General features: G+C 69.0%; 8 protein-coding genes. 1 reads left to right on the top strand and 7 read right to left on the bottom strand.

Annotation, left to right across the window (positions count from 1 at the left end):
- Positions 1-117 precede the first annotated feature (117 nt).
- The 6 genes from HNV26_RS09005 to HNV26_RS08980 all read right to left on the bottom strand — a co-directional run bounded on the left by HNV26_RS09005 (position 118) and on the right by HNV26_RS08980 (position 8,594).
- Positions 118-2,085 (bottom strand): ArsA family ATPase, encoded by a 1,968-nt coding sequence (locus HNV26_RS09005; protein ID WP_171444612.1) that lies wholly within the window; start codon positions 2,083-2,085, stop codon positions 118-120.
- A 269-nt stretch (positions 2,086-2,354) separates the two neighbouring features.
- On the bottom strand, positions 2,355-3,806 hold the full coding sequence (nla6, locus tag HNV26_RS09000; protein ID WP_171444613.1) for an enhancer binding protein Nla6: 1,452 nt from the start codon (positions 3,804-3,806) through the stop codon (positions 2,355-2,357).
- A 79-nt stretch (positions 3,807-3,885) separates the two neighbouring features.
- Positions 3,886-4,623 carry a HAMP domain-containing histidine kinase gene (locus tag HNV26_RS08995; protein WP_171444614.1) on the bottom strand — a complete coding sequence of 246 codons (738 nt, stop codon included), beginning with the start codon at positions 4,621-4,623 and terminating at the stop codon, positions 3,886-3,888.
- 176 nt (positions 4,624-4,799) lie between these two features.
- Positions 4,800-5,252 carry a deoxycytidylate deaminase gene (locus HNV26_RS08990; RefSeq protein WP_171444615.1) on the bottom strand — a complete coding sequence of 151 codons (453 nt, stop codon included), beginning with the start codon at positions 5,250-5,252 and terminating at the stop codon, positions 4,800-4,802.
- A 94-nt stretch (positions 5,253-5,346) separates the two neighbouring features.
- Positions 5,347-6,225, bottom strand: a complete 879-nt coding sequence (locus tag HNV26_RS08985) for a S1 family peptidase (RefSeq protein ID WP_171444616.1) — start codon at positions 6,223-6,225, stop codon at positions 5,347-5,349.
- Positions 6,226-6,347: 122 nt separating this feature from the next.
- A complete protein-coding gene (locus HNV26_RS08980; RefSeq protein ID WP_171444617.1) occupies positions 6,348-8,594 on the bottom strand; it encodes a PrkA family serine protein kinase in 2,247 nt (748 codons plus the stop codon).
- A gap of 273 nt (positions 8,595-8,867) precedes the next feature.
- On the opposite strand from HNV26_RS08980, the gene HNV26_RS08975 reads away from it, so the two are divergent.
- Entirely contained in the window at positions 8,868-10,388 is a 1,521-nt protein-coding gene (locus HNV26_RS08975; protein WP_011554055.1) for an Hsp70 family protein, read from the top strand.
- 91 nt (positions 10,389-10,479) lie between these two features.
- Here HNV26_RS08975 and HNV26_RS08970 read toward each other — a convergent pair whose 3' ends face one another.
- On the bottom strand, positions 10,480-12,552 hold the full coding sequence (locus HNV26_RS08970; RefSeq protein ID WP_171444618.1) for a protein kinase domain-containing protein: 2,073 nt from the start codon (positions 12,550-12,552) through the stop codon (positions 10,480-10,482).
- Positions 12,553-12,664: the final 112 nt, after the last annotated feature.

The raw sequence follows: 12,664 nt of genomic DNA, 5'->3' as shown, positions 1-12,664 counted from the left end.
GGCGTGAGGCGGATGTGGCGGCGGCCCCCTCTACTTCTGCAAACAGCCAGGACACGCCCGCCGGGTGAAACGAAGCCCGGCAGGGCCCCTTGGCTCGCTCAACGGCGAGCCTGAACCTCAGGCCGCCTTGGTCTTCGCGGCCGGCGGCGACAACGCGTACCACGCCGTGCGGAAGGCCTTCAGCTCGCGCAGACCCGCCGGGTGACGGCCCAGGGCCGGCGCCATGGTCACAGGCAGGCCCAGCTTCTTCTCGATGGCCTTCGCCGCGTTGAGCTCCAGCTTGCGCCGGCTCTCGCACTTGTCGCAGGTGGACTTGGGGCCCACGCGGTTGACGAGCACCCGCTCCACGGGGAGCTTCTTCTCCTTCAGGTACTCCACCAGCCGCTCGGTGCGGGCCGCGGCCAGCTCCTCGCCACGCGTGACGACCACGAAGCGCGCCTCGCTCGGGGAGGCCAGCGCGTCCTCGAAGCGCTTCACGTGCTTGATCATCCCGGCGATGTCGTCCGCCAGCTCACCCAGGCCCTTGGCGCGGTGCTTGGCCAACACCGCGTGCAGCGCGCCCAGCCACGTCTTGGCCGTCTCCGCCATTTCCACCACGCGCACGGACGTCACCACCGGCGCCGAGTCCACCACGATGCGCTTGAAGCGCTCCTGCACCAGCGCGTCCGTCAAGCAGGACAGCGCGGCCAGCTCGTCGATGCCCGGCGGCGCGCACTCCAGCAGGTTGCGCAGGTAGAGCAGATCCGAGGGCACCTCGCTGCCCGACCGGGGCGCGCCCTCGAAGGCCTTCTCCGCCTTCTCCTTCACCCGCTTGCGCAGGGCATTGAACCAGCCGGCGATGTCCAGCTCGCGCGCGTACAGGCCCTTGGTGCCCTTCACCTGCGTCTCCGTGTCCGTCAGGCGGCTCTGCAGCACGTCCGACAGCGAGTGCGCCGGATCCGTGGAGATGAGGAGCACCGGCCCCTCCTTCTCCGTCAGCGTCACCGCGGCGGCGGCGGCGCAGGAGCTCTTGCCCACCCCGCCCTGCCCCACGAAGAAGATGAGCCGCGTGGGCGGCAGCGGCGGCGCGGCGATGGGCGGCATGGACGGCGCGCGCACCAGCGCCGGAGGCCCTTCGGCCGCGGCGAACTCCAGCGCCTTGGTCTCCTTGCCGGCGGCCCACGCCTTGGCGAACAGCGCCAGGCCATCCAGCCCGCGCGGCGCCACTTCACGCCGGCCCAGCAGGTGCACCGGCACCGTCTTGTCCAGCGCCTGGAACTTGCGGACGTGAGGGGCCTGTAGGCCGCGGCGGCCCTGGCACGCGGGACAGCCGTCCTTGTCCTCGATCTGATTGACGACGATCTCCGTCACCGGCAGCCCGCGCTCGCGAAGCTGGGTGAAGAGCATGCGCGTCTGCGCCTCGGGCACCGGCTCCGCCAGCGCCACCAGATGGAAGGCCGTGCGCGTGGGGTCCTTCAGCAGCGCCAGCAGCTTCTCCGCCTTCTGCCCCACCTGCTCCAGGAAGCCGGGCGCCTCGGCCGCGGCGGCCGCCTTCTTGCCCTTCTTCGCCGGCGCCTCCGCCTTGTCCCCGCCGGCCTTCACCAGCCCCAGGAACTTGCGCAGGCTCGTCGGCAGATCGAACAGCCGCAGGGTGTGGCTGGTCGGCGCGGCGTCCACCACGATGCGGTCGAACTCCTCGCCCTCCAGCAGGTCCACCACGTGGAAGAGCGCCACCAGCTCCTCCAGCCCCGGCACGGCCTGCTGGTACAGCTTGCCCATGTCGTCTTCCGACACGTGCGTGCCCTTCGCCGCGGCCTTCGACAGCGCTGGCAGGTAGGAGGCCAGGAAGGGCTTCATCAGCGCCGTCGGCTCCACTTCCAGGCCGTAGACGCCGCCGTCTCCCTTGCCCGGGACCAGCTTGGTCGCCTTGGCCGGGAGCTTCTTCTTCACCAGGTCCGACAGGGAGCGGACCGGGTCCAACGACACGAGCAGCACCCGCTCCTTGGGCGCCTCCTCCGACAGCCTCAACGCATATGCCGCCGCGAGCGTGGTCTTACCTACCCCGCCTTTGCCGCCGAAGAAGTGAAGTACTCGCGCGTCGCTCATTGCGTTGTGGCCTTCCTTGTGCCCCCCCGCGGCACCCGATGCACACTCCGGGGCGCCCGGATAGATTGGCGCCGCTGGAGTTGCCCGAGGCGTGGAACATGTACGGCCGGGCACTCCCTGTGGGTGGGAGACCCCCCCAGAATCCCCCGTCCGGAGGTCAAAAGTCAAGAATTGACGGGGGTTTCGCGGCGGGGTCGCCGCCTGGGCGGGCATCCCCTCCGAGCCAGGCCAAGGGCCCGGAATCCGAAGGGGATTTCCTACCTGTGAGGTCAGCGGATGACGAACGAGTTGGTGCCCATGGCCCCCATCGCGCCGTCACTCCCCTGCCCGCCCAGGGGGCCGCCACCACCGCCGGGCGCCTGCTGCGCGCGGGCCTCGGCCGCGTAGCGGTTGAGCTTGTTGTAGAGCGTCTTCTCGCTCACCCCCAGCACCTCGGCGGTGCGGGCCTTGTTGTTCCCGTTCCGCTGGAGGCTGCCCAGGATGTACTCGCGCTCCACCGCGTCCAGGCTCAGCCCGAAGGGCAGCCGGAAGGTGTGGCGCTCCGGGCTCTTGCCGGCCATGTCGGGCGGCAGGTGCTCGCGGGTGATCAGCTCCCCGTCACACAGGATGACGGCGCGCTCCACCGCGTTGCGCAGCTCGCGGATGTTGCCCGGCCAGTCGTAGTTCTTCAGGACCTCCATGGCCTCCGGGTGCACGCCGCTGACGCGCTTGCCGGAGTCGCCGCGGAACTTGTCCACGAAGTGCTGCACCAGGATGGGGACGTCGTCGCGGCGCTCGCGCAGGGGCGGCAGGTGGATCTGGAAGACGTTGAGGCGGAAGTAGAGATCCTCGCGGAAGCGCCCGTTCTTGATCTCCTGCTTGAGGTCGCGGTTGGTGGCGCAGAGCACGCGCACGTCCACCTCGATCTCCACCTTGCCACCCAGCCGGCGCAGCTTGCCCTCCTCCAGCACGCGCAGGAGCTTGGCCTGCAGCTCGATGGGAATCTCACCCAATTCGTCCAGGAAGAGCGTGCCGCCGTGGGCCATCTCGAACACGCCGGGCCGCCGCTGATCCGCGCCGGTGAAGGCGCCGCGCTCGTGGCCGAACAGCTCGGACTCGATGAGCGTGGCCGGGATGGACGCGCAGTTGATGGCGATGAAGGGCTTGTCGCGGCGCAGGGACAGGTTGTGCACCGCGCGGGACACCACTTCCTTGCCCGTGCCGGATTCGCCGCTGATGGACACGCTGGCCTTGGAGGGCGCCACCTTCTCCACCAGCTCGATGACCTTGCGCATGCCCACGGACTGGGCAATCAGGTCCGACGAGCCGAGCTGCTTCAGACGCCGCCGCAGCGTCTGCACTTCGCGCAGCGTCTCCTTCTTCTCCAGCGCCCGGTCGATACAGACCTTGAGCCGCGCGGTATCCAGTGGCTTGACGATGAAGTCGTAGGCGCCCTCGCGGATGGACTCCACCGCAGCGTCGATGGTGCCTCGCCCCGTCAGGAAGACCACCGGGCAGTCCGGCAGCTCCTCCTTCAAGTTGCGCAGCAACCAGAGCCCATCCGTCTCCGGCATGGCCAGGTCCGACAGGACCACGTCCGGCCGGAACTCGTTCGCCTTGCGAAGGGCGTCATGCCCGTCGAATGCGATCTCGACCTTGTGTCCCCATGCGCTGAGCATGTCCGCCAGCGCCTCACACGTGTCGCGTTCGTCATCCACGGCCAGGATTCGTGCGCTGCCCAAGTGAAGACCTCCCGTACTGCGTCGTGACGCGAAGTTGTCGTGACTCGAAATCAGAAGCCGGCCCGTCCAGATGAGACACTCAGGCGCGGGAGAAACTCAGGCGGCACAGCCCCGCCCGGACGTACAGGTCGACGCCCAACTGTGAACAGCGCAGCTGCAGCGCGGCCACGGCTTCGGGCAGGGGCTCGGGGCAGGCGCCGGCCGAATCCTCGACCTCCAGCACCGCGCTCGCCTCGTCCCCACGCACCGTGACGCGGATCGAGCCGCCGTTCTCCGCCCGGCGGAAGGCGCGCAGCAGCGCCTGGATGAGGAAGAAGCCCAGCTCCGACGTGTCCTGCAGGCGGACCTGGACGCCCGCCTCCACCGCCGCCTGGACCTGGACGCGGCGCTTGCGGCCCTCGTGCCCCAGCACGCCCAGCGCCCGCGTCGTGGCCTCCGACAGGTCCGCCACGCCCGGCGCGCCGCCACGGAAGACGACGAAGTCGCTGAACAGCTTCAGGATGCCGTCCACGCGCTGGATCTGATCGCGCATGGCCTTGAGGTTCTTCTCCTGCGACGGCGGCACGCTCCCCGTCTCCGCCTTCAGCTTCTCCGACAGGACCTCCAGGTGGATGGCCAGCGCGTTCAGCGGATTGCGGACGTCGTGCAGCAGGCTGTCCATCAGCGTGGGGACGGCCAGATACCGGGCCGCGCCCACGACGGGCTGCGGCGCGGCCTCAACAGAGGGTGCACTATTTGACATTGCTGTCGAGGTAACCAACTGGAACTCCTCGGGATTTTCCCTGATCCACCCCCGCCGCCGCCCAACCGGAGCCAAGAGTTAGGGAGCCGTTCCAACATCGTCAACCCTGGGTCGGTAATTCTTGCCGGAAGTGGCAAATTCCCCATGCACGGCGCGGACTTAAGTCCGCCCGCGAGTGTTTTTCAGGTGACGATTGAGGAGCCCGCGCGATCCGCGCGGAAATGCCCGTACTGCCCCGCGGTGCGGGGTGATCAGGCACCCGAGGCGGGAGGCCGGGCGGCTTCGCCCAGACCCACCAGGTCCAGCTTCAGCCGGGCCGCGTACTCGAAGATGCGAGGGTCCCGGTAGAACTCGCCGAACACGATGCGCACCAGGCCCGCGTTGGCGATCAGCTTGAAGCACGGCCAGCAAGGCGAGGCGGTGGTGTAGATGGTCGCCCCGTCGATGCTGACGCCGTTGGTGGCGGCCTGGATGATGGCGTTGGCCTCCGCGTGGACGGTGGCCACGCAGTGTCCGTTCTCCATCATGTGGCCCACGTCATCGCAGTGCGGCAGCCCGCGGATGGCGCCGTTGTAGCCTGTGGACAGGATGGTCCTGCCCCGGACGATGACGGCGCCCACGTGCTTGCGATCACACGTGGCGCGCGAGGCCACCTGCGTCGCGATGTCCATGAAGTACTGATCCCACGAGACACGTCCGGCCATCCCACGCCTCCAGTCCGGCGGATGTACCCCGCTCGCGCGCGGTGTCGAGATTCCTGCCAGCCCGCCCGGAGGACTGGGACGCCGCGCGAAGTGGCTAACGCCCGGCGGCGTGTGCGACGCCACCTTCCGTCATGGGCTTGCGCGCCAGCAGCCGGCCAAAGCCCTTGGCCTGGAGGAAGTGGCGCACCTTCGCGCTGGGTGCGGCGAACGTCTCTCCGGGCATGGGCACGTCGAAGCTGTAGTTCTCCTCCTGCACCTCGAAGTCCACCTTCGCGGTGCGGTAGCCCTCGACGATGGCCAGCAGCCGGCCCGTCGTCAGGCTGAAGATGCCGCCGCCCGACGCCCCGTAGCCGATGGGGGCGTCCGTCTTCACCATCTTCGGGCGCTGGGAGGCCTTGTCCCACTCGACCTGGGACAGCATGCCGCCGGAGAGCGAGAGCGCGCGGCCGAACGGCGAGGCGGCCACCACCACGTCCTCGCCCAGCTCCAGCTCCGCGTCGTCCGCCAGCTCCACCGCGGGCAGGTCCAGCCCCGGCACGCGCACCAGCGCGAGGTCCAGATCAGGCACCTCGCCCATCGCCACCACCTCGCCCCGGTGCTCCAGCGACTCCGCGCGGCGGTCCACCAGCACGCGCAGCTCTGGAGCCTCCAGCCCGTCCATGGCCACCGCGTGTGCGTTGGTGACCACCCAGGCGACCGTGGCGCCGTTCGCGTCCCGCTCGGCGCCCACCACCACGCCCGACGCCGTGCTGCGCACCCTGCCCTGCGAGGCCAGCTGCAGCCGCACGTTGTGCGGGAGGATGCGCCGCACCTGCTCCTTGCGCGTCATGCGCGGCGCGTCCGGCACCGCGATGACACGCTCGACGACGGGCGCCACCTGGGATGCGGGGGTGGCGGCGGCCGGTTGAGGCGGGGCACCGGCGCACGACACGAGGGCGAGCAGGGCGGGGGCGCCCAGGAGGAAGCGGGTCATCGACTCTCCGGTCTGGGGGGAAAACGGATGCAGCCAGTACAACTCCCTGGCAGCCCCCATCATCCCGAGCCCTTTCCGGCTTTGGAAGCAGGCGTCCAGGCGGGCCTCGGACGCCTGCCCGGTCACGCGTAGCGCTTCTTCATCAGGAAGAGGATGGCGTCCTTCGCGCACGCCTCGCAGTAGCCGTAGCGCTCCGCCATCGTCTTCAGCGTGCTCTGCACCTGCGTCTGCTCGCGCGCGGTGAGCTGGTTGCGGTCCTCGGACAGATACTTGAGGACGTTCTCCTTGTTCTTGCGCAGCACGCGCTTGCGCTCCTCGAAGTAGTGATCTCGCAGGCGCTTGAACATGTCCGGGAAGATGCGGCCGTAGTCCATGACCGCGTCCGGGTTGTCCAGCCGGTGCGCGCCGATGGAGGCGATGAGTCCCCGGCGGAAGTCGGCGGCGTCCTCGCCGCGCGGCATGATGATGGCTTCCACCTCCACCATGCGCTGCTCGTCCGGCGCCTCCATCACCCCGGTGACGCGGTTGCGCATCTTCTCCCCGCGCACCCAGTGGCTGATGGTCTGGATGTAGCGCTCCACCAGCTCGCGGTACTGCCCCTCCGACACCAGGCCCATGGACTCGCGCACCTCCGAGTCCACCCGGTCCAGATACTCCGCCTCCGCCAACCGCACGAAGGCGTCATGGTCGTGGTAGCCGTCCACCACCTCCTGCAAGAGGAACTCGTAGACGCTCTTGTCCTTGCAGATGGCGGACAGCTCCTCCAGCACCGCCAGCGCGTTGAGGCACTTGTAGTCGGTGTTCTGCGCGGCGTTGAAGAGCGCCGTCTTGATTTCGCGCGCGCTGGCGCCCGAGCGCCCCTCGTAGTTGGGGTACGCGTCTGACTCCGTGAACAGGTCCTCGCGCAGCTTGCGCAGCTCCTTCGTGTTGGCAAGGCTCAGCCGGTCCGGCGGCGCGCCCTCCTCGTAGAGGTGCAGCTTCTCCACCGGCGTCACCTGGTCGATGAGCTCCTTCACGTCCTGCGGGTAGCGGTCCGGAATGGGCTTCTTCAGCCGGGTGAGCACCGCCCACATGGCCGCCAGCTCCGTGGCATGGGGCGCCACGTGCTTGCCCACGGTGGTGGAGGTGATCTGCGCGTCGTAGATCTGCTGCTCGGTACGGTAGCGGCGCAGGTAGGGCACGCGCACCAGCTCGATGCGGCCCTTGAAGGACGCGAAGTCCGGCAGCTCCTTGAAGGCGTTGAGGTGCTTCTCATTGGCCGACGCGATGAGCACCTCGTCGAGTTGGAGGACGAAGGGCTCCAGCGGCACCTCGCCCGTCTCGCTGAAGCCCAGCAGGTACTTGAAGGCCTCCAGGGGCCGCTTGAGCAGGTCCGCGTACTCGATGAGGCCGCGGTTGGCGTGGACCAGGGGGCCGTGCGGCTCGAAGAGCACCGTGCTGTGCAGCGGCGCGGGCACGTTGAGCTGGGTGCGGTCCGCGGTGAGCTGCTGGACGACGGCGTCCACGCTCATCTGCGGCTCCACCGTCACCGTGCCCACCTGGTAGCGGCGCGACACGTAGAAGCGCTCCACCTGGACGTGGCGCATCACCTTCAGCCAGTCCCCGCCGTAGGAGTTGAGCAGCGCGGTGTAGATGCGGCGGCACTTGGAGCACAGCTCGCCGTCCCGCACGTAGTCGGACAGGATGAAGTCGCCACTCTCCCCATCCCCGTTGCCCAGGCCCTTCTTCTTGAGCGCCGCCTCCAGCAGCTTGCGGCGCTCGCCGGGCGGGACGGCGAAGAGCGGGTGGTCCCGCAGCTCGCACGGCATGCGCAGGTCAATGGACTCCGCATCCAGGTGCGCGAAGGTGGTCATCTCCCCACTGGCGGAGTCCCGTTCGCCGAAGCCGATGGAGCCCTTGATGAGCTTCTCCGACGGGAACACCCAGGCGAGCCGGTAGAGCGCGCCCTGGGGCAGCCGCGAGTACGTCTCCATGCCCTCCTTCAGGGCATTGACGAGCGTGGACTTCGCGCTGCCATTGGGCCCGTGCAGGAGGATGAGCTTGTTGATACGGCCGGCCCGCACGAAGTTGCCGAGCAACCGGTAGATGGCGTTCTGCACCTCCTCCTGGCCCGCCACCCGGTCGTCCTGGTCGCCGCCGGGCACGTCGAAGACCTGGAAGCGCCGGATGGTGCCCGTGGGGTGCGGCACCGTGGTGGTGCCGAAGTGGTCCATCACGTCCCGCAGGTACTGCGCCGCATTGCGGGCCTGCCCCTTCGGGTCGCTGAAGAAGAGGGAGAGATACTCCTCGAAGGAGAGAATCGACCGGTTCTTGACGAAGTCGGCGTTCACCTGCGCGCCCACTTCCTGCAGATAACCCTTCGCGTCCAAGTTGACTCTCCTCTGGTCCGTCGTCCACCACCAAGTTTTCCGCCCGGGTCACCAATGTCCAGCACCCCGGACGCCATTGTCGGCTGGGGCACGCGCTGCTGGCCACCGGCCGGGCACAGGGGGCGCTACGGCCCCCTCCAGGGGAAGCAGGGAGCCCAGGTCCGCATTCCCGGGGAGCGGCAAACGCCGCGGTGTGTGAACTCGCGCGCGGCGCGAGGGTGCGCTACGGTCTTTTCCTTCCTCTGCGGCCTACCCACCCGGAGTCCAAGCAAGATGCACAAGGAGCCCATCATCGGCATCGACCTCGGCACGACCAACTCGTGCGCGGCGATTGTCGAGGACAGCGGGAACGTCAAGCTCATCCCCTACAAGGGCGGCGAGTACACCATCCCCTCGATCTTCGCGATCGACGACAAGGGGAACGAACTCATCGGCTACGAGGCCAAGCGCCAGTGGCAGCTCAACCCGCGCAACACCGTCTACGGTTCCAAGCGACTGGTGGGCCGAGGCTTCGGCAGCGAAGTCGTCGACACGATGAAGCAGGTCGTGGCGTACAACATGCGCCCCGGCAAGCAGAGCGACGTCATCCTGGACGTGGGCAAGAAGGAGTTCGCCCTCCAGGAGATCAGCGCCAAGATCCTGGGGAAGATCCGCGAGGTCGCCTCCAACTACCTGAAGATGCCCATCAAGCGGGCGGTGGTGACGGTGCCGGCCTACTTCAACGACCGGCAGCGCCAGTCGGTGAAGGACGCGGGCAAGCTCATCGACCTGGAAGTGGTGCGCATCATCAACGAGCCCACCGCGGCGGCGCTGGCCTACGGCGTGGGCAAGGGGCTGAAGGAGAAGGTCGTCATCTACGACCTGGGCGGCGGCACCTTCGACGTCTCCATCATCGAGATCCGCGACCGCGTCTTCGAGGTGAAGGCCACCGGCGGTGACGTCTTCCTGGGCGGCATCGACTTCGACAACGCCATCATCCACCACGTCCTCAAGGACTTCGCGGCGAAGACGGGCCTCGACCTCGCCACGGACCCCGTGGCGATGCAGCGCATCAAGGACCTGGCCGAGCGCACGAAGATCGACCTGTCCGCGCGCGAGGAGGTCCCCTTCAACATCCCCTTCATCACGATGACGTCCCAGGGCCAGCCCCTGAACATCGAGATGAAGTTCAGCCGGAAGATGCTGGAGCAGCTCACCAACCAGCTCGTGGACCGCACCCTGCAGATGGTGGCGCGCGTGCTGGTGGACTCGGGACTGTCCACCAAGGACGTCGACGAGGTCATGCTCGTGGGCGGCCAGACGCGCATGCCCATCGTCCAGGACCGGCTCACCAAGTTCTTCGGCAAGCCGCCCAGCAAGGGCGTGCACCCGGACGAGGCCGTGGCCATCGGCGCCGCGCTCTACGCGCACTCGCTCCAGGACGACACCAACCTGCGCATCCAGCTCCTGGACGTGATTCCCATGGCCATTGGCCTGGAGAAGGCGGGCGGAGCCTTCCACACCGTCTTCCCGCGCAACGCGTCCATCCCCAACGCCAAGCAATTGCTGGCCACCACCAGCATGGACAACCAGACCGAGCTCGCCGTGCGCATCTTCCAGGGCGACAACGAGCTGGTGGCCCGCAACGACATGCTGGGCGAGTTCACCTTCTCTGGCATCCAGCCCGGCCGCGCCGGCGCCGCGCAGGTGGAGATCACCTTCGACGTGAACGTGGAAGGCATCCTCACCATGCGCGCCCGCGACCCGGCGTCCGGCCGCGAGATGAAGACCACGGTGCGCGTCAGCAATGCCTGATTGAAGTCCCCTGCCCCGCTCCCGTGCGCCAGGAGCGGGGCGCCCTCGGCCGCCCCGGACTCCCACATCACGGGACAGCGAGCGCGGCCCCTCAGCCGCCCTGCGTGGTTCCCCGGTCTTCTGGCGCCGCATCCGGCGCCAGGAAGCCGGTCGCGTCGCCGGGGTCCGGCGAGCCATGGCCCTCGTCGCTGGCCAGTTCGAAGAGGCCCGTCTCCACGGGCTGCAGGCGGAAGCGAGACGCCGCACGCGCCTGGGCCCGGCCGCTGAGCAGCACCTGCCCACGCCCGGCCCTCGCCGCCAGCCGCGCCGCGGTGTTCACCACGTCCCCCAGCACCGTGAAGTCCAGCCGGCCGGAGGCCTTCGCCCCCACGCTGCCGGCCACCAGGTCGCCCGAATCCAGGCCCACGCAGACGCCATGCGCGTACGGTGCGCCCTCGCCGCCACGCGACGCCAGCGCGCCCAGTTGCCGGTGGATGGCGTGACAGGCCTCCAGCGCCAGGTCCACGTGCCCGGGGCCTCGGAAGACGGCCATCACCGCGTCCCCCATGAACTTGTCCACGATGCCGCCGCGCGCGAGCAACTCCGGGACAATGGCCTCGAAGTTGGCGTTGAGCCGGCGCAGGGACTCCGGCGGCGCCTCCTGGTGCAGCACCGGCGTGAAGGCATCCACGTCGATGAACACCACCGTGCCGTCCACCCACTCGCCCGCCATGGCGTCCGAGCCCTGGAGCAACGGCGGCAGGCGCTCCAGCACCGCGCCCGGGACGAACATGCGCAGCAGGCCGTTCTCCTCCGTGTAGCGCACGGTGCGGCGCAGCTCGCGCACGTGCTTCAGCGTCTTGACGAGCGTGGCCTCCAGGTCCGGGAAGTCGATGGGCTTGGTGATGAAGTCGAAGGCGCCGCGGTTCATCGCCGTGCGGATGTTGTTCATGTCGCCATACGCGGAGACGATGACCACCCGGGTCAGCGAGCTGATCTCCCCCACGCGCGACAGAAACGTCAGCCCATCCATGCGCGGCATGTTGATGTCGCAGAGGACGACTTCGATATCGGGATGCTGGCGCATCTCCTCCAGCGCCTCCTCGCCGTCCGCGGCGAAGAGGAACTGGTAGACGGAGCGGCGGATCTGCTTGCGGAAGCTCTGCTCCATCAGCACGACGATGTCCGGCTCGTCATCGACGACCAGGATTTTCGCCGGGCGCGACGGCCGGCCCGCGTCCACCGCGCTGGTGAGGGCGGAGGCCTGCTCGTGCGCGGACTGGAAGCGGCGCGCGGGGTCCACGTCCAGGGCGCGCGCGAAGAAGGCGTCCACCTCCGGGCCCAGCTCCGGGGACAGGCTGGACGGTGTCGCGGGCGGCGGCGGCACGTTGCCCAGGCGCATCTGCCGCAGTGACTCCAGGGGGAACGGGTGCTGTCCCGTCAGCGCGCGGTACGCCACCACGGCCAGCGCCCAGAGGTCACAGCGGTGGTCCAGCCGCGGCGCCAGCCCCCGGAGCTGCTCGGGGCTCATGTACCGGGGCGTGCCGGCCATCTCCTCCTCGGGATGCGGCCGGGCCGCGCCGCCCGACATCAGCAGCGCCAGACCGAAGTCCAACACCTTCACCTGTTCGCCATGCTCGGTGCGCGCGAGGAACAGGTTGGCCGGCTTGAGGTCGCGGTGGATGACGCCCGCGGCATGCGCGGCGGTGAGCGCGCGGGCCGTCTGCGTCACCAGCCGCTCCACCATGGCCAGGGACAGCCGGCCGCGGCGGTTCAACAGGGCCTCCAGGTCCTCGCCCACCAGCCACTCCATGACGATGTAGGGCGTCTCGCCAGAGAGGTCGCAGTCGTGGACCTGGATGACGTGGGGATTCTGGAGGCGGGCAATCGCCTGCGCTTCCCATTCGAACTGCCGGCGAGCCAGGGGCGCGGGCGCGCAGTGGGCCGCCATCAGCTTGAGGGCCACGCGGCGCTGGAGCTTGGGGTCCAACGCCACCCAGATGGTGCCCATGCCACCGCCCGCCAGCCGCCGCTCCAGGACGTAGCGGTCGCCAATGACTTGTCGCTCGGAGTTGGGGTCTTCGACCATGGGGAGCAGGGAGTGTCTCATACCGGCCCCTCGCAAGGTATCGCGGGCAGCCCTCTCCCACGGCGGCCAGCCGCGCGGCGTTGACGGGCCTGTCACAACGCGCGTGCTACGGTCCCGGCCCCCCATCCCGATGCGGCGCGTACTCACCCAACCTCCGGAGGCGTCATGCCTGAGACTGAATCCGTCCTGAAGCACCCCGCCCCCGCGG

Origin of the sequence: Myxococcus xanthus, assembly GCF_013116825.1 — a bacterium.
GTDB classification, from domain to species: Bacteria; Myxococcota; Myxococcia; order Myxococcales; family Myxococcaceae; genus Myxococcus; species Myxococcus xanthus_B.
Note: the sequence above shows the minus strand (reverse complement) of the source record. Positions and strands in the feature narration are given on the sequence as shown.

Coding starts and splice junctions, on each gene's coding strand:
- HNV26_RS09005 (WP_171444612.1), bottom strand. CDS start 2,085: ATGAGCGACGCGCGAGTACTTCACTTCTTCGGCGGCAAAGGCGGGGTA.
- HNV26_RS08990 (WP_171444615.1), bottom strand. CDS start 5,252: ATGGCCGGACGTGTCTCGTGGGATCAGTACTTCATGGACATCGCGACG.
- HNV26_RS08985 (WP_171444616.1), bottom strand. CDS start 6,225: ATGACCCGCTTCCTCCTGGGCGCCCCCGCCCTGCTCGCCCTCGTGTCG.
- HNV26_RS08975 (WP_011554055.1), top strand. CDS start 8,868: ATGCACAAGGAGCCCATCATCGGCATCGACCTCGGCACGACCAACTCG.